The 26,052-nt window shown below is 63.7% G+C and carries 23 protein-coding genes and 1 pseudogene; 4 read left to right on the top strand and 20 right to left on the bottom strand.

Features of this window, described 5'->3' with window-relative positions; genetic code table 11:
- Positions 1 to 66: 66 nt before the first annotated feature.
- From NKI38_RS17660 to NKI38_RS17595, 14 genes are all read right to left on the bottom strand, one after another.
- On the bottom strand, positions 67 to 537 hold the full coding sequence (locus tag NKI38_RS17660; RefSeq protein WP_352659514.1) for a VOC family protein: 471 nt from the start codon (positions 535 to 537) through the stop codon (positions 67 to 69).
- Between the two features lie 72 nt (positions 538 to 609).
- A complete protein-coding gene (locus NKI38_RS17655; protein ID WP_352659513.1) occupies positions 610 to 1,701 on the bottom strand; it encodes a hemolysin family protein in 1,092 nt (363 codons plus the stop codon).
- A gap of 28 nt (positions 1,702 to 1,729) precedes the next feature.
- Positions 1,730 to 2,230 carry an rRNA maturation RNase YbeY gene (gene ybeY, locus NKI38_RS17650; protein ID WP_352659512.1) on the bottom strand — a complete coding sequence of 167 codons (501 nt, stop codon included), beginning with the start codon at positions 2,228 to 2,230 and terminating at the stop codon, positions 1,730 to 1,732.
- An 18-nt stretch (positions 2,231 to 2,248) separates the two neighbouring features.
- Positions 2,249 to 3,274 (bottom strand): PhoH family protein, encoded by a 1,026-nt coding sequence (locus NKI38_RS17645; RefSeq protein WP_352659548.1) that lies wholly within the window; start codon positions 3,272 to 3,274, stop codon positions 2,249 to 2,251.
- Between the two features lie 50 nt (positions 3,275 to 3,324).
- Positions 3,325 to 4,734, bottom strand: a complete 1,410-nt coding sequence (miaB, locus tag NKI38_RS17640) for a tRNA (N6-isopentenyl adenosine(37)-C2)-methylthiotransferase MiaB (RefSeq protein WP_352659511.1) — start codon at positions 4,732 to 4,734, stop codon at positions 3,325 to 3,327.
- Positions 4,735 to 4,832: 98 nt separating this feature from the next.
- Positions 4,833 to 5,633, bottom strand: coding sequence for a lyso-ornithine lipid O-acyltransferase (olsA, locus tag NKI38_RS17635; RefSeq protein ID WP_352659510.1), 801 nt, complete (start codon positions 5,631 to 5,633; stop codon positions 4,833 to 4,835).
- A 21-nt stretch (positions 5,634 to 5,654) separates the two neighbouring features.
- On the bottom strand, positions 5,655 to 6,149 hold the full coding sequence (rimI, locus tag NKI38_RS17630) for a ribosomal protein S18-alanine N-acetyltransferase (RefSeq protein ID WP_352659509.1): 495 nt from the start codon (positions 6,147 to 6,149) through the stop codon (positions 5,655 to 5,657).
- Positions 6,149 to 6,826 carry a tRNA (adenosine(37)-N6)-threonylcarbamoyltransferase complex dimerization subunit type 1 TsaB gene (tsaB, locus tag NKI38_RS17625; protein ID WP_352659508.1) on the bottom strand — a complete coding sequence of 226 codons (678 nt, stop codon included), beginning with the start codon at positions 6,824 to 6,826 and terminating at the stop codon, positions 6,149 to 6,151. Before tsaB ends, rimI begins: the two co-directional genes overlap by 1 nt.
- A gap of 108 nt (positions 6,827 to 6,934) precedes the next feature.
- Positions 6,935 to 8,041: a DUF1513 domain-containing protein gene (locus tag NKI38_RS17620; RefSeq protein ID WP_352659507.1), complete on the bottom strand. Its 1,107-nt coding sequence runs from the start codon at positions 8,039 to 8,041 to the stop codon at positions 6,935 to 6,937.
- Between the two features lie 352 nt (positions 8,042 to 8,393).
- On the bottom strand, positions 8,394 to 9,473 hold the full coding sequence (locus NKI38_RS17615) for an imelysin family protein (protein WP_352659506.1): 1,080 nt from the start codon (positions 9,471 to 9,473) through the stop codon (positions 8,394 to 8,396).
- Complete coding sequence (locus NKI38_RS17610; protein ID WP_352659505.1) at positions 9,473 to 11,074, bottom strand: di-heme oxidoreductase family protein; 1,602 nt, start codon at positions 11,072 to 11,074, stop codon at positions 9,473 to 9,475. The genes NKI38_RS17615 and NKI38_RS17610 overlap by 1 nt, the downstream gene beginning before the upstream one ends.
- 12 nt (positions 11,075 to 11,086) lie before the next feature.
- On the bottom strand, positions 11,087 to 11,572 hold the full coding sequence (gene bfr / locus NKI38_RS17605; protein WP_352629774.1) for a bacterioferritin: 486 nt from the start codon (positions 11,570 to 11,572) through the stop codon (positions 11,087 to 11,089).
- Positions 11,538 to 11,849, bottom strand: a complete 312-nt coding sequence (locus tag NKI38_RS17600) for a (2Fe-2S)-binding protein (protein WP_352659504.1) — start codon at positions 11,847 to 11,849, stop codon at positions 11,538 to 11,540. Before NKI38_RS17600 ends, bfr begins: the two co-directional genes overlap by 35 nt.
- 112 nt (positions 11,850 to 11,961) lie before the next feature.
- A complete protein-coding gene (locus NKI38_RS17595; protein WP_352659503.1) occupies positions 11,962 to 13,251 on the bottom strand; it encodes an imelysin family protein in 1,290 nt (429 codons plus the stop codon).
- Positions 13,252 to 13,685: 434 nt separating this feature from the next.
- On the opposite strand from NKI38_RS17595, the gene NKI38_RS17590 reads away from it, so the two are divergent.
- On the top strand, positions 13,686 to 14,939 hold the full coding sequence (locus NKI38_RS17590; RefSeq protein ID WP_352659502.1) for an NAD(P)/FAD-dependent oxidoreductase: 1,254 nt from the start codon (positions 13,686 to 13,688) through the stop codon (positions 14,937 to 14,939).
- 129 nt (positions 14,940 to 15,068) lie between these two features.
- On the opposite strand, the gene NKI38_RS17585 is transcribed toward NKI38_RS17590, so the two are convergent.
- Positions 15,069 to 16,346: a 4-aminobutyrate--2-oxoglutarate transaminase gene (locus NKI38_RS17585; protein ID WP_352659501.1), complete on the bottom strand. Its 1,278-nt coding sequence runs from the start codon at positions 16,344 to 16,346 to the stop codon at positions 15,069 to 15,071.
- Positions 16,347 to 16,580: 234 nt separating this feature from the next.
- On the opposite strand from NKI38_RS17585, the gene NKI38_RS17580 reads away from it, so the two are divergent.
- The 3 genes from NKI38_RS17580 to NKI38_RS17570 are packed head-to-tail and all read left to right on the top strand — an operon-like array spanning position 16,581 to position 21,888.
- Positions 16,581 to 17,723, top strand: a complete 1,143-nt coding sequence (locus NKI38_RS17580) for an efflux RND transporter periplasmic adaptor subunit (protein ID WP_352659500.1) — start codon at positions 16,581 to 16,583, stop codon at positions 17,721 to 17,723.
- Positions 17,720 to 18,793: an efflux RND transporter periplasmic adaptor subunit gene (locus NKI38_RS17575; protein ID WP_352659499.1), complete on the top strand. Its 1,074-nt coding sequence runs from the start codon at positions 17,720 to 17,722 to the stop codon at positions 18,791 to 18,793. Before NKI38_RS17580 ends, NKI38_RS17575 begins: the two co-directional genes overlap by 4 nt.
- A complete protein-coding gene (locus NKI38_RS17570; RefSeq protein ID WP_352659498.1) occupies positions 18,790 to 21,888 on the top strand; it encodes an efflux RND transporter permease subunit in 3,099 nt (1,032 codons plus the stop codon). Before NKI38_RS17575 ends, NKI38_RS17570 begins: the two co-directional genes overlap by 4 nt.
- Positions 21,889 to 21,900: 12 nt before the next feature.
- Here the strand turns inward: NKI38_RS17570 and NKI38_RS17565 are convergent, their stop codons facing one another.
- From NKI38_RS17565 to NKI38_RS17545, 5 genes and pseudogenes are all read right to left on the bottom strand, one after another.
- Entirely contained in the window at positions 21,901 to 22,239 is a 339-nt protein-coding gene (locus NKI38_RS17565; RefSeq protein ID WP_352659497.1) for a hypothetical protein, read from the bottom strand.
- A gap of 43 nt (positions 22,240 to 22,282) precedes the next feature.
- Entirely contained in the window at positions 22,283 to 23,032 is a 750-nt protein-coding gene (locus NKI38_RS17560) for an ABC transporter ATP-binding protein (RefSeq protein WP_352659496.1), read from the bottom strand.
- Positions 23,029 to 23,862: an ABC transporter ATP-binding protein gene (locus tag NKI38_RS17555; protein WP_352659495.1), complete on the bottom strand. Its 834-nt coding sequence runs from the start codon at positions 23,860 to 23,862 to the stop codon at positions 23,029 to 23,031. Before NKI38_RS17555 ends, NKI38_RS17560 begins: the two co-directional genes overlap by 4 nt.
- A complete protein-coding gene (nikC, locus tag NKI38_RS17550) occupies positions 23,859 to 24,785 on the bottom strand; it encodes a nickel transporter permease (protein ID WP_352659494.1) in 927 nt (308 codons plus the stop codon). The genes NKI38_RS17555 and nikC overlap by 4 nt, the downstream gene beginning before the upstream one ends.
- 196 nt (positions 24,786 to 24,981) lie before the next feature.
- Positions 24,982 to 26,042, bottom strand: a pseudogene (locus NKI38_RS17545) (ABC transporter permease).
- Between the last annotated feature and the right edge of the window lie 10 nt (positions 26,043 to 26,052).

Raw genomic sequence — 26,052 nt, 5'->3', positions numbered from 1 at the left:
TAACAGGCCGCGGTCCGCGCTCCAAACGCCGGATGGATGGCCGTGATGCAAGCTCCGGCCACCGCCCTACCGGTGCCAGCCCTCGATCCGCAAGCCGCTCAGCCGTTCCGCCTCTTCACGGGAAACGGAGCCGATGGTCTGCGTGAAGGTCCAGACATGGCCCTCGGGATCGCGCGCCCGATACTGGCGCTCGCCGTAGAACTGATCCGCCGGCTCCTGGATTATGTCGGCACCGGCTGTCCGAGCCTGCTCGCAATGGGCATCGATGCCGTCGTTCAGCCTGATATAGACTGACTGCGTGTTCTTGCCGGAGACGGAAGCCGGGCTGGCGACGTAATCGGTCCATTCGGAATCGATGATGATGTAGCCGTCGCCGAACCGCATCTCGGCGTGAACAAGTCTTCGCTCGGCATCGCTGACCACCATGCTGCGCTCGAAGCCGAAGGCTGCTTCAAGCCAGCCCAGCGCGGCACGAGGATCCCTATAGAACACCCCGGACCCCAAGGTGGCGTGCTTGAAGGGGTCTTCGATCGTCATCCCTAAGCGCTTGGATCATTGTTTTGTCGCATGATGTCTATCCGAAAAATCTGCAACTTTTCGGCATCGTGCTTAAGCCTGCTCGGTGCGCGCGGCGCGCCGGCGGCGCTCGCCCTTCTGGCTCTGCACGATGCGCACGCGCTTGACGCGGCGCGGATCGGCATCGAGCACGTGGAACTCGAAGCCCGGAATGGCCTGCACCACCTCGCCACGCGCAGGAACGCGGCCAAGCGTGTTGAAGATCATGCCGCCGATGGTGTCGACATATTCGCCATGTTCGCCGGCGGCGAAATCCCCGCCGATCATCTTGGCGACATCGTCGATCTCGGCCTTGCCGTCGACGATGAACACGCCGTCACCGCTCTGAGTGATCATCGGCTCATCGTCGTCATGCTCGTCCTCGATGTCGCCGACCACCATCTCGACGATGTCCTCGAGCGAGGCAAGGCCGTCGGTGCCGCCATATTCGTCGATGACCAGGGCCATCTGCGTGCGCGTCGTCTGCATGCGGCCCATCAGGTCGGAGGCAAGCATAGACGGCGGCACGAACAGCACCGGACGGATCAGATTGAGATCGCCAATGGTACGCGCAAGGTCGACCTGTGCGAGATCGAGAACCGTGGCGATGGGGGTTTTTCTGGTCGTGCGGCCCTTCTTGACGCGCGCGATCTTGGTGATGTGGGCCAGTACGTCACGGATATGCACCATGCCGCGCGGATCATCGAGCGTCTCGGAATAGACCGGCATGCGCGAATGGCCGGATTGTTCGAAGGTACCCAGGAGATCGCCGAGCGTCGTCGTGATCTCGACTCCCTGAATGTCGGTACGCGGCACCATGACGTCCTCGACGCGCACCTCGCGCAGCCGCAGGATGTTGTTGAGCATGGCGCGTTCGCCGGGCGAGAAGGATTCCCCGTCGCTCGTCGTTTCAGCAAGCGCGCCGGCAATTTCCTCACGCAGGCTGGTTCCGTTGCGTTGCCTGAACAGGCCTAGAACGCGGTCGAACAGGGAGGGACCGGCGGGCGATGTTTCGCTGGCAACGCTGCCGGTGCTGGCAGCACCAGTGGTAACGGGACTCGGACTTGATCCCTCTTCCGATGTGTCGGAAGCCTTGGTCGCACTGCCGGCGTCGGGGCGGGCGGCAGTCTCTGGTTTGTCGTTCATCGTCGTCCGGTCAATTGGTCAGAAGTAGTTACGCGTAGGGATCGGGAATGGCAAGCCTTGCGAGCGCAGCACGCTCGGTGGCTTCCATCGCCTCTGCCTCGGCGTCGGTCTCGTGATCATAGCCCAGCAAGTGCAGCAGGCCATGGATGACGAGATGGGTGATATGGTTCTCGACAGGCTTGTCTTCCAGTGCCGCTTCACGCGCGACCGTCTCGGCGGCGAGCACGATATCGCCCAGCATCGGCGGCAACGGGCCCCCTTGCAGCAGCGGAAAAGCCGGGAAAGACAAGACGTTGGTCGGTTTATCCTTGCCGCGCCAGTCGGCGTTGAGGGTGCGGATATGGGCGTCGTCGGAAAAAACGAGGCTAAGTTCGGAACGGCCGGCCACGCTGGTTTCAGCAAAAGCAGCCGCGACGGCACGATCGACCAGCCGCGTCAGGCTTGCCTCATCGGGCCATTCGCCCGCTTCGACAGATATATCGATGTCGACGGGAACATTCCCGTCGCCGGATATTATGTCCTCAGGCATGAAGCCGCATCGACAAAATCAATTCTCGGCACCGAGGCCGCGCGCCAGTTTGGCGTCGCGGTCATAAGCCCTGACGATTTCCGCCACCAGCGGATGGCGGACGACGTCGCCGTCGTTGAACCGCACGGTGACCGCGCCCGCCACGCCGTCCAGCACACGCAAGGCTTCGACGAGGCCCGATTTGGTGTTGGACGGAAGGTCGATCTGGGTCGGATCGCCGGTGACGATCATATGCGAGTTCTCGCCCAGACGGGTCAGGAACATCTTCATCTGCATCGGCGTGGTGTTCTGCGCTTCGTCGAGGATGACGGCGGCGTGTGCCAGCGTGCGGCCGCGCATGAAGGCGAGCGGCGCGATCTCGATGACTTCGGCGGCAATGGCGCGCTCGACCTTGTCGGCCGGCATCATGTCGTAGAGCGCGTCATAGAGCGGCCGCAGATAAGGATCGACCTTCTCCTTCATGTCGCCCGGCAAGAAGCCCAGCCGCTCGCCGGCTTCGACCGCCGGCCGCGACAGAATGATGCGTTCGACCATGCCGCGCTCGAGCAGCATCGCCGCATGCGCCACCGCCAGATAGGTCTTGCCGGTGCCGGCCGGGCCGATGCCGAACACCAGTTCCGACCGCTCCAGCGCCCGCATATAGGCGTCCTGGTTGAGCGAGCGAGCATAGATCGTCTTCTTGCGGGTGGCGATCTGGGCGGCGGAGACCTTGCCCTTGCGCTCCAGCGTCGGCAGCGTGAGCTGATCGTCGGCGGCGATTGCCATGCGCACGGCGCCATCGACGTCGGACTGGCCGATATCGACGCCCTTCTGGAGAATGCCGTAGAGATTGTCCAGGGCGCGGCGCGCCTGCTCGGCGGCTGACGCCGAGCCCTTGATGGTCAGCTGGTTGCCGCGCGAGCGGATGTCGATGCCGAGCTTCTGCTCGAGCCTGGCGAGGTTTTCGTCGAACTGACCGTAAAGGGCGCTGGCAAGCTTGTTGTTATCGAAAGTCAGAACGATATGCGCCATATCAGAAGCCCCGGATGCAGTGGTCTGAGGCATATTCTTCACTTCCGCAGCGCTCAACCGTCTCTCCTCATCTGCCGAGACCCTCAGGCCAATTCGGCGAACAGGCTGTTGTAGCCCGTCTTCGTGATTCGCACTTGGATAATGTCACCGATTTCGCCGGCCTTTTCATCAACAATAACCGGCTGCAGCCACGGCGAGCGGCCGACCTTCTGGCCGGACTGGCGGCCGGGCTTCTCGATCAGCGTGCCGATGGTGCTGCCGACGAGGCTCAAACCAAAATCCTGCTGCTGTTTAACAAGCAGAGCCTGCAACCGCTGCAGACGCTCGTCCTTGACCGTTTCCGGCACATGGTCGGGCATTTCAGCGCCGGGCGTGCCCGGGCGCGGCGAATATTTGAACGAGAAGGCCGAGGCGTAATTCACCTGGCGCACCAGTTCCATGGTCGCCTCGAAATCCGCTTCGGTCTCGCCGGGGAAGCCGACGATGAAGTCGCCGGAAAGCGCGATGTCAGGCCGGGCCGTGCGGATGCGGTCGAGCAGCGCCAGATAATCTTTCGCCGTATGCCTGCGGTTCATCGCCTTGAGGATGCGGTCGGAGCCTGATTGCACCGGCAGATGCAGATAAGGCATCAACGCCGGCAGATCGCGATGGGCGGCGATGAGTTCGTCGTCCATGTCGCGCGGGTGGCTGGTGGTGTAGCGCAGCCGCGCCAGCCCGGGAATCTCGGCCAGCCGGAACAGCAGGCGGCCAAGACCCCACTCCTCGCCGTTCTCGCCCCGGCCATGCCAGGCATTGACATTCTGGCCAAGCAGCGTCACCTCGCGCACGCCGGCTTCCGCCAGACGCTCAGCCTCCGCAACGATCTGCGCCACCGGCCGCGAGACTTCCGAGCCTCTGGTGTAGGGTACGACGCAGAAGGTGCAGAATTTGTCGCAGCCTTCCTGCACGGTGAGAAAAGCGGTGACGCCGCGCTTGATGACCTCGGCGCGCTTCGGCTGCGGCAGATGCTCGAATTTGTCCTCGATGGCGTAGTCGGTCTCGACGATCTTTTCGCCGCCGCGCACCCGTGCCAGTACATCAGGCAGCCGGTGATAGGTCTGCGGGCCGATGACCAGATCGACGGCCGGCGAACGGCGGATGATCTCGGCGCCTTCGGCCTGCGCAACGCAGCCGGCGACGCCGACCAGCATCTCGCGGCCGGCCAAGGCACGTTCGGCTTTCATACCGCGGATACGGCCGAGTTCAGAATAGACCTTTTCCGCCGCTTTTTCCCTGATATGGCAGGTATTGAGCAACACCAGATCGGCCTCGCCGATGGCATCGGTCGCGGAATAGCCGTCGGCGATAAGCGCATCGGTCATGCGCTGTGAATCATAGACGTTCATCTGGCAGCCATAGGTCTTGATGAAGACTTTTTTCGCTGCCGTTGAAAGCACCACCGGCTGTCCGGCCGCGGTGGGGATGTCGTCGCTTTCGATCGTGTTCAAGTCCATCTGGCGGCTTCTAACGCCTTTCTGTGACAAAAAACAGACGATTCTCGGCATTCGCCTGCAGGTGCATGCCGGGGCTAGCGCCCGCGGGCGCAGCCGGACTAACGGCTCGGGCGCGGATCGGCAAGCGCGGCCTGCATCATCCCGCGCACCTGGCTTTCCATCAGTTTCGACGTTTCCTTGCGGTTCGAACCCTTGGAAAAGGCGATCGGTTCGCCGAAATGCACCTCGACGTCGAGGGCGCCCTCCGCCAGCAGCACTTTGAGATGCGGCATCAAATCCTCATCGCCGATCCAGGCGGCAAGCGGGCGGTGGCGGCGGCCGAGCGGCACGCCATGCAGGCGCGTGTAGGCGATCGCCACCGGTTGGATGAACACCTGTTCCGCCGCACCTTCCGAAATCGCCATCGAGGCGGCGCCAAACAGCGTGCTCTTGAAAGGCAGGACGATGTTGCCGTCGCCGGTCGAGCCCTCGGCGAACAGCACCATGGCATCACCCTTGGCCATGCGGCTGGCGATCTCGCTTGCCTGGTCGCCCGAGGACCGCTTGCGTTCGCGCTCGATGAACACGGTGCGCTGCAGCTTCGACAGCATGCCGATCAGCGGCCAGCCTTCCATGTCCGCCCTGGCGATGAATTTTACGTCGGCAAAAGAGCCGAGCACCATGATGTCGGTCCACGAGATGTGGTTGGACGCCACCAGCAAAGGACGCTTGGTGGATAGCGCTCCCTTGACATGGATGCGCATGCCGAGTGCCCTGATGATCAGCTTGTGCCAGATCTTGAGGATAAAGGTTTCCGGCCACCAGCCGGTCTTCATCGACAGGATCTGCAACGGCACGAGGACCATCGAACCGGCGACAACGAGGCCCAGCGCCAGGAAAATCCTGATTTTCTTGATCATCGCCCTACCCCGGCCGTCTCGCTAGCGAAGATCGCGGCGCATGACAAGCGCGCCGGTCGGTCCGTGTTCCGGCGACCTGTAGTAATTCGGTCGCTTGCCGACCTCGCGGAAGCCCAGCCTCCGATAGAGCGCGATCGCCGCGACATTGGTCTCGTCGACCTCGAGGAACAGCGCTTCGGCGCGCTGCGCGTGCAGTTCGCGCAGTACCGCGTCCATCAATTGCCAGCCGAGCCCCTGCCGGCGATGCGATCGTGCCACCGCGACGGTGAGAATCTCGCCTTCGCCAGCGGCGAGCCTCGCCAACACGAAGCCGACCGGAGGCTTGGCGCCGTGTCCGGTTTCACGCGCGGCATAGCCGAATACGGTGTCCTGTTCGAGCAAGGCGGCGAATTCGCCATCGGTCCACGGGCGCACAAAGTCCTCGCGATGCAGCAGCGAGACCGCCGGGCTGTCGGCGATCTTCAGCGGCTCGAGCGCGTAGTCCCGGCGGCGTGGTTGGAGAAAAGGTATGCGCATCAACTCTCTTGCCTTGATAGAATGAATCCCGCCTGCGGCTTGGCGTCAGCGCCGCGCAGATAGAGTGGTTTCGGCCTTTCGCCGGGACCCTTGGCGGCAGCCAGGCGGGCGTATGTGACAATATCGGCGGTGGCCGTCTGAGGGCCGATATCGAAGGCGCGTCCGGCCGACGCGGCGATCAGCGCCGCCGCGGTTCCGGCAAGCACCGACGAGCTTTCCGTCGCCATGGTGACGACATCAGCCAGTGTGGCGACAGCCGGACCGTAAGTCAAAGCTGACATTTCATCGTAGAGGGCGGCATGGATTTCCTCGCGACCCGCATCGAGCGCCGCCAGTACGGCGCGACCGGGAAATACTGCTGCCGCCTCAGCAGCCAGCGCCTCGAGCGTCGTCACCCCGATCGCCGGAATCTTGAGCGCCAGCGCCAAGCCGCGCGCGGTCGAGACGCCGACGCGCAGACCGGTGAAAGAACCCGGGCCAACGGAAACGGCGATGGCGCCAAGACCGGCATAGTCGGTCGCACTTGCCTTCAGCGCTTCGGCGATGACGGTCATCAGGTGCTCGGCATGGCCCTTGCCGAGATCGAGTACCGAACGGCCAAGCTCCTGCTTCGCCGCCGCGTCATAGACGCAGGCGGCGCAGAGGTTGGCGGCACAGTCGATGGCGAGCAGTTTCATGAAGCGACCGGTTCGAAAAACAATTCCCTGTGCCCGCCACGGCCCGCCACCGCAAGGGGATAGTTCATAATTCGTCAAGCGGCTTCGCTTCGGCCCGGCAGGAAATATCTACGCAACCTGTTCGATGCGCAGCATGTGGTTGTCCCAGACATAGTCCGGTTCGGAGCGTGTCGCACCGCTGCCCTCGATGATCTCGCCGGCGCCTGTAGTGGCCATGAAGCCGGTTCCGTCGGGCGCCACGCCGCAAACCTCGACCAGTGCGCTGGCCGAGACGACCCGGCTGCTCGTAGCATCGATCACGACAAGCGAATTGCCTTCCGGCGACGAGACGGCGACGGTGCCGGCAGCCGGATTGGCGGCGACCGAACCGATATAGTTGCGGAAGCCGGACAGCACGTCCTGCGGCATGTCGAGCAGCTGCAAGTCCTTGCCGCGCGCGGCGCGGCCGACCAGCGGCGGACGATCGGTGCCCGGGCCCCGGTATTGGCAGCCGAACCAGACGGTGCCGGACGGGTCGGTGTCCATATGCCGGATCGACAGCTGATGCAGTGCCGCCGGCAGTTCGTGCTTCTCGATGAGATCGCCGGTGACGCGGTCGATGAGCACATAGGACGGCTTCATGGTCGCGATGTTGAGCTCGGCACGGCCGTAATCCGGATGGGTCTCGATGCCGCCATTGGCAACCGCGATCGTCCTGCCGTCACCCAGCAGCAGAAGCTCGTGCGGACCCATGCCATGGGTCGGGAATTCACCGATGCGGTTGAACTTCGCCCGCGCATCGTAGATGCCGACCACGCCGGCGGCGTTGTCGAAGTCGTTTTCGGTGGCGTAGAGCAGCGCCCCGTCGGGCGAGAACACGCCATGCCCAAAGAAATGCCGGCCGGCGATGCTGGCGATGGTCCGCGGTTCGTCGCGACCAGAATGATCGAACACCACGGCGAACGTGCCGGGCTGGCGAGCGAAGACCACCGAACGCTTCGATATGGGATCGAATGTGACGTCATGGCCGCGATCGGGCAGGTCGATCGCGTGCAGGACCTTGCCTGCTTCGGACAGCACAGCGGCGCCATAGCTGCCATCGCGCTTGACGAACGCGGTGGCGAAGACGGCGTCGGCCGCAAGCGTCTTTGCCCAGGCCGACGGCGCTACGGCAGCGGCAAAGCCAATGCCTGCGGCCCTGAGAAAATCGCGGCGGTCGACGAGGGAGGTTTTCAAGAGGCGATCCTCCCCTGCACTGGCTCGCTCCAAGACAGGGTGATTTTTGCGGATCGGAGCTGACGCTTGGCACCTACCGGTTCTTGGAATGATCTATCGAAGACGTTGGAAGTTGGCCGAAGCCTCCGGAATTTCGTCAGCCACGGGCGGAGCAGGAGCGAAGCTCCGTCGCGGAGACCCGAGGATCCATGCCGTGACCTCGACCGTCGGGTGCAACGGAGCAAAATTCCGGACCGCGGCAGCGCTTTGAAGTCGCGGCATGGATCCCGGGGTCTGCGCTGCGTCGCTTCGCTCCTTGCTTCGCCCCAGGATGACGAAACTATGGGCGTTTTGGCCAATCTCGAGATCATGCTCAGTCCCCATCCAGCGACGAGAAGCCGGCGGTCAGACCAAATTCTGCGGTCAGCCTGGTGCCGATCAGGGTCGATAGGCTGGAGGTGATGAGCGCGAAATGGTCGAGTTTGTCACGCAGTGCCGGATCGGCAAGCGCCTTGTCGATCGGGCCCTGGATGGACTTCGCGGTAGCGACACCATTGACCAGTTGGATGTGGATCGATTCCGCCATCCAGCGGGCATCGACCGGCAGTGCGTCGCCAAGCTTCGACGCCTGGAACAGCGTGTCTATCCCGGACAGATTGCCGGCCAGCGAATTGGCGGTGTTCCGCGAGCGCCAGTAGATCGCCTGTTTCGGCTTGTCCGCATCCGGCTTGCCGCCGAAAAACCCTTTCAGGCGCACATCGCGAACCATTTCCAGTTCATTGATGAAGACGCCGACCAGTTCGGTCACCGCTTCGTTGCCGTCGCGGTAGAGCGGGTTCTGTGTCCCCGGATTGGCCCAAAGGGCAGCAAATCCGTTGGGCTTGTTCCAGGCATCGTTGACGTCGCCGGCCATGGTTTCGATGTTGCCGGCAATCGCGGCGCCATAGGCACAACGATAAGGATCGTCCCTGCCCGTCAGTGCATCGGCGCCGTCGCCGTAAAGCACGAATTCCAGCGCGCCCAGCCCCTGCATGGCGACACTCTTGCCGGCCAGCTGTGCCGGGTCGGTAGCGGTCGGATCCTTGGCCGCCAAGGCTGCCTGCACCTGCCTCAGGCCGATGCTCTTACGATCCGGCCAGAACAGCATGCGTTCCAGCCGGTTGTTCTCTTTGATCGGCCCGAAACCGATGATTTCGGCCGACGACCAGGCATAGACGGTGGCGGAAAATTCGGCGCGCGCCGCATCGAGTTCCCCTGGCGAGGGCGCTTCGCAGAGCTTGTGCATCGCTTTCGTCAGGGCTTCCGCATGCTTATGCAGGCCGGCATAGGCCGGGCGGACAAAGCCGTCGATCGCCCTCTGGATGATTTCGGAGGCTTTGACTGCCGCCGGCGTCGGTACGGCACCCAGCAGAGCCAGCGGAAGAACGAGAAACAATGCAGAGCGCTTGAGCATCACAGTGACTCCAGGAATTTGAGCAGCGCATCGCGGTCGGCGGCGTCGGCGGCGGCAAAGCGGTCGCGTGCCTTCCGCGCTTCGCCGCCATGCCACAGGATCGCCTCGGTCAGGCTGCGGGCACGCCCATCATGCAGGAAGAAGGAATTGCCGTTGACCGTCTCGGTGAGGCCGATGCCCCAGAGTGGCGGCGTGCGCCACTCACTGCCCGTGGCTTCGCCCACAGCCTGGCCGTCGGCCAGATCGGGCCCCATGTCGTGCAGAAGGAAGTCGGAATAGGGCCAGATCAACTGGAAGGCTTGAGCCGTGTTGGGCGTGCCGCGACGGGTGACGAATTTCGGCGTGTGACAGGCAATGCAGCCGACTTCGTAGAAGATCTTCTTGCCCGCGAGCACGTCCGGCCGGTCGAGGTCGCGGCGCGCCGGCACCGCCAGGTTCTGCGAATAGAAGGTGACGAGATCCATCACCGGCGGCGGCGCCTCGACCGGGCCGAGACGCTGCTGCACGCCGTTCGGCATGGCGAGGCATTTTTCCTGTGCGGCGGTGCAGTCGCCCCAATGATCAGGCACTTCCGGTGTCGAAATGCCGATATCGCCGGCAAAGGCATCCGCCGCCTGCTGACGGATCGACGCGGTCTGCGCCTTCCAGCCGAAACGGCCAAGCGTCAGCTCGCCGCTCGGCCCATCGCGCACGATGTTCGGCCTGCCAGAAATACCATCTCCGTCCTGGTCGTCCGGGTCGGCGTTGGCGAGAATGTCAGCTGGTGCGATCTGTTCGATCAGACCCAGACCGATCATCGGCGGCGTCAGGCGCGGCGACAGCGTGGTGCGCGGATCGAGTGGTCCATAGGCAGGATCGGCAACCGAATAGCTGGGTTTGCGCAGGGAAACCACGGCGCCGTCCGTCAGTTCTACCTTACGCTCCTGAAAGTCGACATGCATCCGGCCTTCGCCGCGCAGGCCGGGCACCGCCAGTTCCTGCAATTGCGCGCCGTAGACCGGGTCGGGGAAATTGAGCACCTCGTGATCGGCAAGTGCTGCCTTCTCTTCCGCGTTGCTGGCCTCACGCGCCAGCCGCAGGAACATCGAGGTGGTGCCGGCATCGCCTTGCGGGGGACGACCGCGGCCGTCCTTCAGATGGCAGTTCTGGCAGGCGCGTTCGTTGAACAGCGGGCCGAGCCCGTCCGAGGCCTGCGTCGAGGACGGCGACGACACCCAGTTCTTGCGAAACAGGGCATTGCCGAGCTTGAAGTCGCCCTCTTCCTCGAAGGTGATGTTGGCCGAGGATTGCGAGAAGGAATCGCGACTGACGTCCTTCCTGGACGTGCCCGCGCCGCCTTGCATCAATTCGAACTGCTCGGGCCTGGAGAAATCCGACGTCGGCCTGGTGATGGCGGTGACGCGCGCCTGGTCCTTCTGACTGAGGTCGGTGCGCGTGGTGGCGAGGCCGGCAGGTTGAAGATTACCGGCCATCGCCGAAGAGGTGAGCGCCACCACGAGGATGACGCTGCGCCGACGCGCCAATCCGGCTGGCGTCTTCCGAGGGAGCGGCGAGCCATCGGCCCGCCGCGAGCGACGCACGAATTCTAGCAGGCGCCGCATTCCCGCATGCCCTTACTCCGCCTCGTCCGCCGATGCGGCGTTGAGCTGGCCGTATTTTTCCTCGCCGATCGAGGCAAGCAGGTCGAGCTGCGTCTCGAGGAAGTCGATATGACCCTCCTCGTCGGCCAGCAATTCCTCGAACAGCTTCATCGTCACATAGTCGCCGGCGTCGTTGCAGATTTCGCGTGAGCGCTTGTAGGCGGTACGCGCGTCATATTCGCCGGCAAGGTCGGATTCGAGCACTTCCTTGACGTTCTGGCCGATGCGCAGCGGCGCCACGGACTGCAGGTTCGGATGGCCTTCAAGGAAGATGATGCGTGCCACGAGCTTATCGGCATGGTGCATCTCCTCGATCGATTCCGCCCGCTCCTTCTTTGCCAGCTTGGCGTATCCCCAGTCTTCCAGCAGACGGAAATGCACCCAGTACTGATTGACAGCCCCTAACTCCAGAAAAAGGGCCTCGTTAAGCCGCTCGATGACCTGCGGGTCGCCTTTCATGATTTCTGCTCCCGTATTGGATGCGCAGGCTTCTGACGCGATCCAGGTGTGAAACGATATCCACGCCGCTCGCCTCCGAGCGGGCGTGGTAATTTTCGGTGACCCGAATGATCGTTTCCACCACATTTGGGAAGCAGCCGCAACAGCGACCGCGCTTTTGCATGGCATGATAGACCTTCGCCGGCACGATCAGCTGCCAGGGATCCTGATCCAGCAGCCCGACGATCGTCTGCTCGATCTCCTTCTCAGTGATGATATTGCAATGGCAGATCAGCATTAATTTGCTCGGATGGCTGACGGCGCCTCCCGCGCCGTGTGGCTTGATTTCCTACCGGAGCCGATTGCGAAGCCGATTATCCGGCTCCGGATCAGGCTCCAGCCTTTCGACTTTACTTGAACACCTTGTCGGGTGCGTCGAGACTGTCGGACCCTTCGAAGGCGATGGTGCTGAGCTTCAGGGAGCCAACGGCGCGTTCGATCGACTTTGTCTGGTCGATAAGCGCGTCGATTGCCGCCTGAACAGTTGCATTGCCTTCCGCGTTGCCTTCGGCGATCTGCTGGTCATAGGCCTCGCCGGCCAGTGCCCGTGCCTTGATCGCTTCCATCTTGGCGACCGTGACATCGAGCTTGTCCGACAATTCCTTGTCGATCGCCGGATCGGCCGCTTTCACCATATCGGCCACCGAGGGACCCGAAACGACGGTGCCGTCGAGGCTGGTATAGCTGGCATGATAGGCAGCGCGAATGCCGATGGCGTCGTAGAGATGTGAGTTGTAGGTGTTGTCGGAAAAGCAGTCGTGCTCCTCTTCCGGATCGTGCAGCAGCAGGCCGAGCTTCATGCGTTCGCCGGCCAGTTCGCCGTAGGACAGTGAGCCCATTCCGGTGAAGATGGTCGAGATGGCGGTGCTCGGCTCGCCGTCGACGAGGCTTTTGCGGGCAGCGCCGTCTTCCTTCCAGTTGCCGACCATCTCCTGAAGATCGGAGACCAGAAGGTCGCTGGCCGACTTCAGATACTGGGCGCGGCGGTCGCAATTGCCGCCGGTGCAGTTCTTGAGGTCGTAATCAGTGTAGGGGCGCTCGCCGGCACCCGGTCCGGTGCCATGCAGGTCCTGGCCCCAGAGCAGGAATTCGATGGCGTGGTAGCCGGTGGCGACGTTAGCCTCGACACCGCCGGCTTCCTGCAGCGTGCCGGAGAGGAATTCCGGCGTCAGGTTCGAAGCATCGACCTTCTTGCCGTTGATCTCGATCTCCTTGTTGGCGATCACATTGGCCGTATAGAGCGCGTTCGCATCCGATTCGGTGCCGTAGCTCTTGGCGACATAGTCGATCAGGCCTTCGTCCAGCGGCCAGGAATTCACCTTACCTTCCCAGTCGTCGACGATCTTGTTGCCGAAACGGTAGACCTCGGTCTGCTGGTAGGGAACGCGCGATGCCTTCCAGGCGTCGCGCGCTGCATTGAGGGTTTCCGCCGAGGGGTTGGCGAGCAGCGCGTCCACTGCCTTGTCGAGCGCCTGCGCGGTGGTCAGCGAATCCTCATACTTGGCCAGAGCGATGTCGGAATAGGTCTTGATGACCGCCTTCGCATCGGTTTCCGCCTTGGCCGGCAACACGAACACCGCCGCCGTCAGCAGGGCCGTGGCGCCGATCGCGGCAAACCTGCCGCCATATCGTGCTGTCATAATCACTCTCCAGTTTCTCGGAAATTCTGTAAACGGCGCGCGCGGCAACGGGCGCATGACCATCTGCAAGCCATTGGGCGCAAAAGATGCCGCGCCAGCGCGCGGTTCGCGGAAGAAAGACACCAAAATGCCTCCAATCGAAAGGGTTCAAGGCCCAGACATTAAAGGGATGCGCTGACGCGCGAGCCTCCATAAAGCTGCGACATCGTCGGATGTCAATGGAAATCAGCAAGAAAAATCAATTGAAACAATAGTTTAGAATTATTCTAAACTGCAACTGTCAACTTTATGCATCGGCCTGCACCGGTCTTGCCGCTGAACTGTACGATTGACAGCCGCCATCCCGAGTGCGACCCGCAAAAGCTCTCTTGCGGCGGCGCCAGACAATTGCCACTTGGCGAGACATCCTAGGATAGAAGCGGGATTGGAATGCGATGAAGAACGGTGTGGTCATTGTCGGCGCGGGTCATGCGGGCGTGCAAGCGGCCGCGAGTTTGCGTGAGGACGGCTATGACGGGCCGGTGATCCTCGTCGGCGACGAGAACGAACTGCCCTACCACAAGCCGCCGCTGTCGAAGACCTTCATCAAGGATGCCGAGGCCAAGCCGCAACCCTTGCGCGGCGAGGCCTTCTACACGGGCAGCGCCATCGACTATCGGCCGGGCGTCAGGATCGATCGCATCGATGCCACACGCCGCAGCCTTGATATTGCCGGCGGCGGCACACTTGCCTTCAATCACCTGATCCTGGCGACCGGCTCGCGGCCTCGCGTCCTGCCGCTGCCCGGTTCGGACCTGGCCGGCGTGCTGTCGCTGCGCTCGCTCGCCGATGCGCGGCTGATCCGAGAGCTGAGCGCACAGAGCGACGAGGTCGTCATCCTCGGCGGCGGCTTCATCGGGCTGGAGATCGCGGCGACGCTGCGGGCAGCCGGCCGCACGGTGACCGTGGTCGAAGCGGTCGACCGGCTGCTTGGCCGCGCCGTGGCGCCGGTTGTGGCGAGCCACGTCCGCCAACGGCTGGAAGCGACAGGTGTGCGCATCCTCACCGGCACCTCGATTGCAAGGCTCGAAGGCGAAAACGGCCATGTCGCAGCCGCGATCACGTCTAGCGGCGAAAGGCTGCCGGCGCGCATGGTCATCGTCGGCATCGGCGCCGTGCCGAACGTCGAACTGGCGCAGCAAGCCGGCCTCAGCATCGCCAACGGCATCCGCGTCGATCACCAGATGCGCACTTCGGTGCCTGAAATCCTCGCCATCGGCGACGCCGCCTCCTACCGGCACTGGTTCACCGGCGGCGACGTACGGCTGGAATCGGTGCAGAACGCCACCGACCAGGCACGGCTTGCCGCACGTACCATCACCGGCCATGCTGACGCCTATTCGGCGGTGCCGTGGTTCTGGTCCGACATCGGCGACATGAAATTGCAGATGGTCGGCCTGACCGCCGGCGGCGACAGCCATGTCGTGCTGGGTGATCTGCCCGACAACAAATTCTCGATCTACCATTATGCCGGCGACCGGCTGCTCGGCATCGAATCGGTCAACCGCCCCGGCGACCACATGCTTGGCCGCAAGATGCTCGGCGCCGGCTTCTCGCCGACGCCGCAGACGATCGCGGCTGGCCCCGAGGGGTTGAAAGCGGCACTGGCCGCGTTTCAACAGGATGTGCCCGCGACGGCTGCGGGTTAGCTGTTGCCCCGACTGGCAAGGTGGTGGGACGATCCTGGCGACGTTGATTTGGGAACGCCGACGCCGCCCCTCATCCGCCTGCCGGCACCTTCTCCCCGTATAGTGACGGGGAGAAGGAAATCGCGCCGATCAGGCGGCGCAGACTTCGCGGATCGAGCTTTCCAGAATGTCGAGTGCCTCGTTCATGACGCTGTCCTGGATGGTGATCGGCGCCAGAAAGCGGATGACGTTGCCATAGACGCCGCAGGTCAGCAAGATCAGGCCCTTGTCGAGCGCCTTCAGCCGGATCGCGTTGGCGATCTCGGCCGACGGCAGGCCCTTCTTGACGTCGTTGAACTCGACCGCGTTCATGAAGCCGAGGCCTCTGATGTCGACGATCTCGGGCACGTCGTCGCGGATCGACTGCAGCCGCTGCTTCAGCCTTGCACCTAGCGTGTTGGCGCGATCGCACAGCTTTTCGTCATCGATCACGTCGAGCACGGCGTGCGCCGCGGCGACGCCGATCGGGCTGCCGCCATAAGTGCCGCCGAGCCCGCCGGGGCCGGGCGCATCCATGATTTCGGCGCGGCCGGTGACCGCGGCCAGCGGGAAACCGCCAGCCAGGCTCTTGGCCATGGTGGTGATGTCGGCGGCAACCTCATGGTGATCCATCGCAAACATCTTGCCGGTGCGGGCGAAGCCGGTCTGCACTTCGTCGGCGATCAGAAGCATGCCGTGCTGGTCGCAAAGCTTGCGCAGCGCCGTCAGAAACTCGCGTGGCGCGTCGTAGAAACCACCCTCGCCCTGAACCGGCTCGATGATGATGGCAGCGACGCGGGCGGGGTCGACATCGGCCTTGAACAGCCGGTCGAGCGCGGCAAGCGAATCGGCGACCGATACGCCATGCAGCGGCACCGGGAACGGCGCATGGTAGACGTCGCCCGGCATAGCGCCGAAGCCGACCTTGTAGGGCACAACCTTGCCGGTGAGCGCCATGCCCATGAAGGTGCGGCCATGGAAGCCGCCGGCAAAGGCGATGACCGCCTGGCGGCCGGTGGCGTTGCGAGCGATCTTGATGGCGTTCTCGACCGCCTCGGCGCCGGTGGTGACGAAGATCGTCTTCTTCGCGAACTTGCCGGGCAGCATGCCGTTCAGCCGTTCGGCAAGCCGCACATAGCTTTCATAGGGCACCACCTGATGGCAGGTGTGGGTGAAGCGGTCGAGTTGCGCCTTGACCGCCTCGATCACCTTCGGGTGGCGGTGACCGGTGTTGACGACGGCGATGCCCGACGAGAAGTCGATGTAGCGACGGCCTTCGACATCCCAGATCTCAGAATTCTCAGCCCGATCGGCATAGATCTGCGTGGTCATGCCGACGCCGCGCGAGATCGACTGGTTCTTGCGTTCGGAAATGGCTGAATTCTTCATGGTGTCCTCATCGGGCCGGCGCCCGTTCTTGTTTGATGCCGCTGACAGGTCTTCTGACCTTATTTCACGTTTTCCTCAAGTCGGCACCAGCGGCAGGCGATTGGGCCTGTGATCCCACCTTAACCAGTCGCCCGATACGCGGACGAGGGAGGTTCCCTTTTCCAAGGGATCGATTATCTTCGGGCAGCCCGCGAGGCTCCGCAGTGGGAACGTCCCACGCAGGCAGGGGAAGCCATGACAAGGAACGCGACATCGTCCGCCTTGCAACCGTCGCCCTCCAATCCTTTGCCGTTTCGAAATGCCCCGATCCTCATCGCCTGCGCAATGGCCGGCCTGTTTCTCACCGGTTGCCAGAAGCAGGAGGCGGCCGATCACAAGCTGCCGACCATGGTGCGCACCGCCGAGGTCGAGATCTCGAGTTATGCCCCGACGACGTCGCTGACCGGGGTCATCGCCGCGCGCACGCTGAACAACCTCGCCTTCCGGGTCGGCGGCCGCGTTGCCGAGCGACTGGTGGAAATCGGCCAGCATGTCGACAAGGGCACGTTGCTGGCCCGCATCGATCCGCAGGAGCAGGAATCGGATTTGCGCTCGGCGCAGGCGGATCTCGACGCGGCACAGGCGCAATTGACGCAAGCATCCGCCGCCTTCGAGCGCCAGAAGACGCTGCTCGCGCAGGGTTTCACCACGCGCCGCGACTATGATCAGGCGGCACAGGCGCAGAGCGTTGCGCAAGGCAGCGTCCAGCAGGCGCAGAGCGCGTTGGACAATGCGCGGGAGAGCTTCACCTTCACCGAGTTGCGGGCCGGCGCGCCGGGTGTCGTCACCGCCCGCTCGGTCGAGGCCGGCCAAGTGGTGCAAGGGGCACAAACAGTCTTCACCATCGCCGAGGACGGCGACCGCGACGCGGTCTTCAATGTCCACGAAACGCTGGTTGCCGGCAGCTCGATGGCACCACCGCCGGTGTCGATTACGCTCGTGTCGGATCCGTCAGTGAAGGCGACAGGCAAGGTACGCGAGATTTCTCCGGTGGTCGACGCCGCCTCGGCCTCGGTTCGGGTCAAGGTCGCCATTCCCGAGACTCCTGCCGCCATGCCGCTCGGCGCCGCCGTCACCGGCACGGTCAGCGCCCAGCCGGTGAAAGCCGTGATCCTGCCCTGGCAGGCGCTGACGTCCAGCGACGGCAAGCCAGCGGTCTGGCTCGTCGATCCGGCTTCCAAGACGGTCACCATCGCGCCGGTGGATATCCTTGCCTATGATTCCGGTGTCATCGTCGTCGACAAGGGGCTGGAGCCCGGCCAGCACGTCATCACCGCCGGCGGTCAGTTGCTCAGCTCCGGCCAGACTGTCGAGATCGCCGAAGGGGCAACGCAATGAACCGGCCAGCGCGCATGATCGCCCTGTCGGCGCTGATTGTTGTCGGCGCCTGTTCGGCCGAGCCGGAAAAGGCGCCCGAGATCATCCGGCCGGTGCTTTCGGTGGTGGTCGAGCCGCGCACCAGCCAGACGCTCGGCTTCGCCGGCGTCGTCGAGCCGGAATTCAGTGCCAACCTGGCCTTCCGCCTGCTTGGCCGTGTCGTCACCCGCGACGTCGATATCGGCGACCTCGTCACCAAGGGTACGACGATCGCCACGCTCGATCCGACGGCGCTGGAATTGGCCGTTCAGGCAGCCAAGGCTGGCCTCTCCAACGCGCAGGCCGAATTCACCAATGCTTACGCCAGCGAGGAGCGCCAGCGCGCATTGCTGGCAGACAAGAACACCTCGCAGGCCACCTATGAGGCAGCCCAGCAGGCGCGGCAAGCCGCGCAGGCCAATGTCGAGCGCGCCAGGGCTGCGCTGGCTAAATCTCAGGAACAGCTTGGCTATGCCCGCCTGTTTTCGGATTTCGATGGCGTCGTCACCGCCACCGGCGCCGAAGTCGGGCAGACAGTATCGGCCGGCCAGACCGTAGTGACGGTGGCGCGCTCGGACGTGCGCGAAGCCGTCGTCGACATTCCCGACCAGTTAACCGGCGACCTGGCTGACGGAACCGGCTTCGATGTCATACTGCAATCGCTGCCGGCGATCCGCACGGAGGCCAAGCTGCGCGAGATCGCGCCGCAGGCCGATAGTTCGACCCGCACACGCCGTGTGCGCCTGACGCTGCTCAATGCGCCGACCGCATTCCGGCTCGGCTCGACGGTCACGGCGACACGGGTGACGGCGATAGACCCGACGATCGAGCTGCCGCTGTCGGCTCTGCTCGAAAAGAACGGCAAGCAGCAAGTCTGGATCGTCGATGCACAATCGAAGGTCGCCTTGCACGATATCCAGGTCGGCGCCAAACGCGCCGGCAGCTTTACCGTTGCTGGTGGATTAGACGCGGGCATGCGCGTCGTCACCGCCGGCGTCCACAGCCTGACAGCGGGCGAGACGGTCAAGATCCCCGAAGGAGCCGCCAAGTGAAGGGCTTCAACCTCTCCGACTGGGCGCTCAGCCACCGTTCGCTGGTCTGGTATTTCATGCTGGTATTCGTCGTCGCCGGCGTCTCGGCCTATCTCAATCTCGGCCGTGAGGAAGACCCGGCCTTCACCATCAAGACCATGCTGATCCAGGCCAACTGGCCGGGCGCCTCTGTCAACGAGACAGTCCGCCAAGTAACCGACCGCATCGAGAAGAAACTGGAGGAACTCGACAGCCTCGACTACAGCAAATCCGTCACCACGGCCGGCAAGACCGTCGTCTTCGTCAATCTCAAGCCGTCGACCAAGGCACGCGACGTGGCCCCGACCTGGGTGCGCATCCGCAACATGATCAACGACATCGGCGCCCAGTTTCCGGAGGGCGTGCAGGGGCCGTTCTTCAACGACAGTTTTGGTGACGTCTACGGCAACATCTATGCCTTTACGGCGGACGGACTGACATCGCGCCAGCTGCGCGACTATGTCGAGCAGGCGCGCACCCAAATCCTGGCCGTGCCCAATGCCGGCAAGGTCGACCTGATCGGCGCCCAGGACGAGGCGATCTATCTCGAATTCTCGACCCGCCAGATCGCCGCCCTTGGCCTGAACCAGCAGGCGATCGTCGCTAGCCTGCAGGCGCAGAACGCGATTGCGCCTTCCGGCGTCATCGAAACCGGCCCCGAACGCGTCAGCGTGCGCGTCTCGGGCCAGTTCACCTCCGAGGAAAGTCTGCGCGCCATCAATTTGCGCGTCAACGACCGCTTCTTCCGGCTGAGCGATGTCGCCACCATCACCCGCGGCTACGCCGATCCGCCGAAAGCATTGTTCCGTTTCAACGGCGAGGATGCGATCGGGCTCGCCATCGGCATGAAGCCCAACGCCAACCTGCTCGACTTCGGCAAGGCGCTGAAGGTCGAGATGGACAAGATCGTCGCCGACCTGCCGGTCGGCGTCGGCGTGCATCTGGTCGCAGACCAGCCTGTCATTGTCGAGGAAGCGGTTTCGGGCTTCACCCGCGCGCTGTTCGAGGCTGTCGCCATCGTGCTTGCCGTGTCCTTCATCAGCCTCGGCATGCGCGCCGGCTTCGTCGTGGCGCTGTCGATCCCGCTGGTGCTGGCCATCACCTTCCTGTTCATGGACTATCTCGGCATCTCGCTGCAGCGCATTTCGCTGGGCGCGCTGATCATCGCGCTCGGCCTGCTGGTCGACGACGCAATGATCGCCGTCGAGATGATGGTGGCGAGGCTGGAAGCAGGCGACAATCTGCGCAAGGCGGCGACCTATGTCTACACCTCGACAGCGTTCCCGATGCTGACCGGAACGCTGGTGACGGTCACCGGCTTCATTCCGATCGGCCTCAACAACAGCGCGGCTGGCGAATACACCTACACGCTGTTCGTCGTCATTGCGGTCTCGCTTCTGGTGTCCTGGATCGTCGCGGTGCTGTTTGCGCCGCTGCTCGGCATCACCATCCTGCCTGCGGTGATGAAGCAGAAGCACCATGACAAGCCCGGCCGTTTCACCTCGCTGTTCCGCAGAGTGCTGGTCGGGTCGGTGCGCCGCCACTGGCTGACGATCATCGCGACGGTGCTGTTGTTCGCCGCCTCGGTCGTCGGCATGGGTTTTGTCCAGCAGCAGTTCTTCCCGTCCTCCGACCGGCCGGAACTTATCGTCGATTGGAACCTGCCGCAGAATTCATCGATCGCCGAGACGCGGGACCAGATGGAGCGCTTCGAGAAGGCAGCCCTTGCCGGCAATCCCGACATCGATCACTGGAGCTCCTATATCGGCCAGGGCGCGGTACGCTTCGTGCTTGCCTATGACGTGCAGCCGGCCAATCCCTATTTCGGCCAGACCGTCATCGTCACCAAGAACGTCGAGGCGCGCGACAGGGTAAAGGCGGCAATCGAAAAAATGCTGCGCGACGACTTCATCGGCACCGACGCCTTCGTCAAGACGCTCGAACTCGGTCCGCCCGTCGGCCGGCCGGTGCAATACCGCGTCAGCGGGCCCGACATCCAGACGGTGAGGACGCTGTCGCAACAACTGGCAGGCGTCATCTCGGCCAATCCCAAGCTTGGCGCGCCGATCTTCGACTGGAATGAACCGTCGCGGGTGCTGAAAGTGGACGTGCTGCAGGACAAGGCGCGCCAGCTTGGCGTCACCTCGTCGGACATCTCCAATGCGCTGAACAGCATCGTCGGCGGCGTCACCATCACCCAGGTGCGCGACGCCACCTATCTCATCAACGTCGTGGTCCGCTCGCGCGATGCCGAACGCGGCTCGATCGAGACGCTGCGCAACATGCAGTTGCCGACCGGTGCCGGCGAATCCATTCCACTCGCCGCCGTCGCCAACTTCCACTACGAGTTGGAGCAGCCAACAGTCTGGCGACGCAGCCGCGTGCCGACGATCACCGTGGGCGCCGGGCTCGTGGGCGATGCGCTGCCGGCGACGGTGGTCGACGAGCTAAAACCCTCGGTCGATGCCTTCATTGGCAAGCTGCCGGTCGGCTACGCCGTCGCCACGGCCGGCTCGGTCGAGGAAAGCGCCAACAGCCAGGGGCCGATCGCGGCGGTCGTGCCGCTGATGCTGTTCATCATGGCGACGATCCTGATGATCCAGCTGCAAAGCTTCCAGCGCCTGTTCCTGGTCGTGGCCGTCGCACCGCTCGGGTTGATCGGCGTGGTTGCTGCACTGTTGCCAAGCGGCGCACCGCTCGGCTTCGTCGCGATATTGGGGGTGCTGGCGCTGATCGGCATCCTGATCCGCAACTCCGTCATCCTGATCGTGCAGATCGAGGACCTCGTCGCCGAGGGCAAGGACCGCTGGGCGGCCGTGATCGAGGCAACCGAACACCGCATGCGGCCGATCGCGCTGACGGCGGCGGCCGCCAGCCTGGCGCTGATTCCGATCGCACGCGAGGTGTTCTGGGCACCGATGGCGTTCGCCATGATGGGCGGCATCATTGCCGGCACGGCGATCACGCTGCTGTTCCTGCCGGCGCTCTATGTGGCCTGGTTCAGGATCAAGGAGCCGAAAGGCCGGGAAGAGCCACCCGTTCTGGATGGGGGCGAACTGGCGCGAAGGTCGACTTAAAACCCTGCTGGATCACTCGTTATCGTTGGAGGGTACAGGGAGTGATTTGGCGCGCTGCCACCGCGACGATTTGGAACTTCGCCAAGCATACCAGCCTTTTGGCAAATCGGCCAATGCCAGGATGCTTTCATCCAGTTGAACCACCGCTTGCAGGCCGACGAGCATTATATCGCTGTCATCCACAGGTCCGGGTTCGCTGTTGTGGAATTGCCAACTGCCACCGTCATCGTTGTAGCTGTCGTCGTCGTCATCTTCATGCACAACGTATGCGATCCAGTCGCCACGTTTAAATATGCTCTTGTCCGATAACACCGCGACATTGGGTGGGTCAGCAAACCTCCATTCCTCCATGGTAGTCCCCAAGACGGTTGTTCTGTACACAGGAAGAACGAATTCAGGCGGTTCTCACAAACCCGTCGCTCGCTCTCAGCAGGTTGCGCGTATAGTCCTTCGAGACGCGGCGCTCGACAAGATCGTTGGCCGCCAGATTCTCCACCGCCTCGCCGCTTTGCATCACCATCAGCCGTTCGCACATGTGGGTGATGATGGCGAGGTCGTGGCTGACCATCAGGAAGGTCAGTTTGCGCCGCCGGCGAACCTCTTCCAAGAGGTTGAGCACTTCCGCCTGCACCGAGGCGTCGAGCGCCGAGGTCGGTTCGTCAAGCAGCAGGATCGAGGGTTCGAGGATCAGGGCACGGGCAATCGCCACACGCTGGCGCTGGCCGCCCGACAATTGATGCGAATAGCGGAAGCGAAAGCCGTTTCCCAGGCCAACCTCGTCGAGCGCCCGCTGGATGCGCTTTTCGCCGTCGGCAAAGCCATGGATGGCAAGCGGCTCCTGCAGCAGGCGGTCGACGGTCTGGCGCGGGTGCAGCGAGCCATACGGGTCCTGGAAGACCATCTGCACCTCGCGGTAGAAGGCCTTGTCGCGGCGCGCGCCGAGCGTCTTGCCGTTGACGGCGATGCTGCCCGAAGCGACCGGCGCCAGACCGGCGATGGCCCGCAGCAGCGTCGATTTGCCGGAACCGGATTCGCCGACCAGGCCGAAGGATTCGCCCGGCTGCACGTCGAGGCTGACACCTTTCAGCGCGCGAAAACGGTCGAAGATCACTTCCAGCCTATCAACGGCAATCGCTGACGTCATGCCGCCCACTCCGGCTTGCGGTCGAGCACCGGCAGCGGGTGACGGTCGGCACCTATCTTGGGCATGCAGTTGAGCAGGCCGCGCGTGTAGGGATGCTGGGCGCGGCCGAGTTCCGAGGCCTTAAGCTGCTCGACCACCTTGCCGGCATACATGACAATGACGCGGTCGCAGAAGGATGAGACCAGGCGCAAATCGTGCGAGATGAAGATCAGCCCCATGCCGCGCTCGCCGACCAGCCTGTCGAGAATGCCGAGCACGTCGAGCTGCACGGTGACGTCGAGCGCTGAGGTCGGCTCGTCGGCGATCATCATTTCCGGCCCGGCGATCAGCATCATGGCGATCATGGCGCGCTGGCCCATGCCGCCGGACACTTCATGCGGATGCAGGTCGAAGACGCGGGCCGGGTCGCGGATCTGCACCGCCTCCAGCATTGCCAGTGCGCGATCGCGCGCCTCGGCTTTGCCGACCTTTTCATGGGTGCGCAGCGTCTCGACGATCTGGCGGCCGATGCTCATCACTGGATCTAGCGAATATTTCGGATCCTGCAGGATCATGGCGATGCGTTTTCCGCGCAGCTTCCGGCGTTCGCGTGGCGAGACGTTGAGCAGGTCGATGCCGTCGAAAGCCAGCTTGTTGGCCGATATCCGGGCCTGCGGCGGCGTCAGGCCCATGATGGCGCGGCCGGTCTGCGATTTGCCCGAGCCGGACTCGCCGACGATGCCGAGCCGTTCGCGGCCGAGCGAAAAGGAGACGCCGCGCACCGCCTCGATGAGCCCGGTGCGGGTCGGGAAGGTGACGCGCAGATCGTCGACATCGAGAAGCGTGCTCATTGGTCACCACTGCGGGGATCGAGCGCGTCGCGCAGGCCGTCGCCAAGCAGGTTGAAGCCGAGGCTGACGATGAGGATGGCGAAGCCCGGCGCGCCGGCTACCCACCATTGATCTAGTACGAAGCGACGCCCCGAAGCGATCATCGTGCCCCATTCCGGTAGCGGCGGCTGCGCGCCAAGGCCGAGGAAACCGAGGCCGGCGGCGGTCAGGATGATGCCGGCCATGTCGAGCGTCACCCTGATGATCAGCGAGGAGATGCAGAGCGGCATGATGTGGCGCAGCACGATGCGGAAGGGCGAGGCGCCCATCAGCTGCACCGCCTTGATGTAATCGGAATTGCGCACGGTCAGTGTTTCGGCGCGCGCAATACGGGCGTAAGGCGGCCATGAAGTGATCGCGATGGCCAGCACCGCGTTCTCGATGCCAGGGCCAAGGGCCGCGACAAAGGCCAGCGCCAGGATCAGCTTGGGGAAGGCGAGGAAGATGTCGGTGATGCGCATCAGTACAGCATCGGTCCAGCCGCCGGCATAGCCGGCCACCGTGCCGACCAGCAGACCGATGGGTGCGGCGATGATGGCAACCAGGATGACCACGTAGAGCGTCCAGCGCGAGCCGTAGAGAATGCGCGAAAGGATATCGCGGCCGAGATCGTCGGTGCCAAACCAGTGCTCGGCGCTCGGCGCCAGCAGACGTGCGTTCTTCAGGTCGCCGAACGTCGGCGAATACGGCGCCAGCACGCCGGCAAAGGCGGCAACGACCAGCAAGGCGATGATGATGAGCAAGCCGAGAAACGCTAGCCGGTTGGCGGAAAAGCGGCGCCACGCCACGTAGGCGCGGCCGAGTCTTGCCTGCATGCGCGAGGCCGGCCGCTCGCTGAGCAGCCAGTCGCGACGAGAGAGAGGGCGGGCGTCGGAGGCGGTCATGACGATGCCTCTTGGAGGTGCCGACCCCCACTCCGGTCTGCTTCGCAGACCACCTCTCCCCCGTTCGACGGGGGAGAGGAATGGCGCCAGGCGTGCGACCGGCTTTTCCTCTCCTCCGGGCAGGGGGAGAGTTGGCCCGAAGGGCCGGAGTGGGGGTGATTGGCCGCAACTGGGCCCGAAAGTAGGATACCTCTGCTCATCTTACCTTCGTCCTCGGATCGAGCACCCGGTAGAGCAGGTCGGACAGAAGGTTGATGCGATGAACACCGAGCCGATAACGATGGTGCCGCCGAGCACGGCATTCATGTCGGCGTTCTGCAGCGAATTGGTGATGTAGAGGCCGATGCCCGGCCACGAAAAGACAGTCTCGGTCAGCACCGAACCTTCGAGCAGCCCGGCATAGGAGAGCGCGATCACCGTCACCATCGGCACCGCGGCGTTGCGCAGCGCATGCCCCCAGATGATGCGGGTTTCCGACAGGCCTTTGGCGCGTGCCGCGACGATGTATTCCTGCGACAGCTCGTTGAGCATGAACGAGCGTGTCATGCGGCTGATATAGGCGAGCGAGAAATAGCCGAGCAGCGAGGCCGGCAGGATGATGTGGCGGAAGGCATCGTGGAAGACATCCCACTGGCCCTGCCACAGAGAATCAAAAAGGTAGAAACCGGTGATCGGCGTGAAGGTGTATTCGTAGACGACGTCGAGTCGGGCCGGAAAAGCGACCCATTGCAGCTTGGCGTAAAACAGCACCAATGCCAGCAGCCCGAGCCAGAAGATCGGCACGGAATAGCCGATCAGGCCGATGACGCGCACGATCTGATCGATGAGACTGCCGCGCCTGACCGCCGCCAGCACACCAAGCGGCACGCCGAACAGCGCACCGATCAACGTTCCCAGCGTCGCCAGCTCCGTGGTCGCCGGAAGCGCTCGGCGAATGTCGGTCATGACGGGGTTCGTGGTCAGCACTGAGACGCCGAAATTGCCGTTCAGGGCATTTTTCACACAGATATAGAACTGCTCGATCAACGGCAAGTCGAGGCCCATCTCACGGCGCGTGCGCTCGACGACATTGGCCGGCGCCCGGTCGCCCAGCACCGCCAGCACCGGGTCGATCGGGATGACACGGCCGATGAAGAAGGTCACCGCGAGCAGACCAAGATAGGTCGTGATCGCGATGACCAGGAAGCGGCCGAGTGATGATGCAATGGCGACGGCGCGGGCGCTGCCGCGCCCGCTCTCGTTTTCAACCGCGCTCATGCGGCGCCCG

Source organism: Mesorhizobium sp. M0621, assembly GCF_040320745.1.
Classification (GTDB): domain Bacteria; phylum Pseudomonadota; class Alphaproteobacteria; order Rhizobiales; family Rhizobiaceae; genus Mesorhizobium.
The sequence above is the reverse complement of the archived record's forward strand: the minus strand, read 5'-3'. Positions and strand labels throughout refer to the sequence as shown.

Bases quoted from the DNA above. Each gene is read 5' to 3' on its own strand.
- NKI38_RS17645 (WP_352659548.1), bottom strand. From the start codon at position 3,274: ATGCCTCAGACCACTGCATCCGGGGCTTCTGATATGGCGCATATCGTT.
- NKI38_RS17600 (WP_352659504.1), bottom strand. From the start codon at position 11,849: ATGCTGATCTGCCATTGCAATATCATCACTGAGAAGGAGATCGAGCAG.
- olsA (WP_352659510.1), bottom strand. From the start codon at position 5,633: ATGATCAAGAAAATCAGGATTTTCCTGGCGCTGGGCCTCGTTGTCGCC.
- NKI38_RS17580 (WP_352659500.1), top strand. From the start codon at position 16,581: ATGACAAGGAACGCGACATCGTCCGCCTTGCAACCGTCGCCCTCCAAT.
- tsaB (WP_352659508.1), bottom strand. From the start codon at position 6,826: ATGAAACTGCTCGCCATCGACTGTGCCGCCAACCTCTGCGCCGCCTGC.
- NKI38_RS17610 (WP_352659505.1), bottom strand. From the start codon at position 11,074: ATGCGGCGCCTGCTAGAATTCGTGCGTCGCTCGCGGCGGGCCGATGGC.
- NKI38_RS17590 (WP_352659502.1), top strand. From the start codon at position 13,686: ATGAAGAACGGTGTGGTCATTGTCGGCGCGGGTCATGCGGGCGTGCAA.
- NKI38_RS17565 (WP_352659497.1), bottom strand. From the start codon at position 22,239: ATGGAGGAATGGAGGTTTGCTGACCCACCCAATGTCGCGGTGTTATCG.
- NKI38_RS17560 (WP_352659496.1), bottom strand. From the start codon at position 23,032: ATGACGTCAGCGATTGCCGTTGATAGGCTGGAAGTGATCTTCGACCGT.
- NKI38_RS17595 (WP_352659503.1), bottom strand. From the start codon at position 13,251: ATGACAGCACGATATGGCGGCAGGTTTGCCGCGATCGGCGCCACGGCC.
- NKI38_RS17555 (WP_352659495.1), bottom strand. From the start codon at position 23,862: ATGAGCACGCTTCTCGATGTCGACGATCTGCGCGTCACCTTCCCGACC.
- bfr (WP_352629774.1), bottom strand. From the start codon at position 11,572: ATGAAAGGCGACCCGCAGGTCATCGAGCGGCTTAACGAGGCCCTTTTT.
- miaB (WP_352659511.1), bottom strand. From the start codon at position 4,734: ATGGACTTGAACACGATCGAAAGCGACGACATCCCCACCGCGGCCGGA.
- NKI38_RS17615 (WP_352659506.1), bottom strand. From the start codon at position 9,473: ATGCTCAAGCGCTCTGCATTGTTTCTCGTTCTTCCGCTGGCTCTGCTG.
- NKI38_RS17660 (WP_352659514.1), bottom strand. From the start codon at position 537: ATGACGATCGAAGACCCCTTCAAGCACGCCACCTTGGGGTCCGGGGTG.
- ybeY (WP_352659512.1), bottom strand. From the start codon at position 2,230: ATGCCTGAGGACATAATATCCGGCGACGGGAATGTTCCCGTCGACATC.
- nikC (WP_352659494.1), bottom strand. From the start codon at position 24,785: ATGACCGCCTCCGACGCCCGCCCTCTCTCTCGTCGCGACTGGCTGCTC.
- rimI (WP_352659509.1), bottom strand. From the start codon at position 6,149: ATGCGCATACCTTTTCTCCAACCACGCCGCCGGGACTACGCGCTCGAG.
- NKI38_RS17585 (WP_352659501.1), bottom strand. From the start codon at position 16,346: ATGAAGAATTCAGCCATTTCCGAACGCAAGAACCAGTCGATCTCGCGC.
- NKI38_RS17575 (WP_352659499.1), top strand. From the start codon at position 17,720: ATGAACCGGCCAGCGCGCATGATCGCCCTGTCGGCGCTGATTGTTGTC.
- NKI38_RS17655 (WP_352659513.1), bottom strand. From the start codon at position 1,701: ATGAACGACAAACCAGAGACTGCCGCCCGCCCCGACGCCGGCAGTGCG.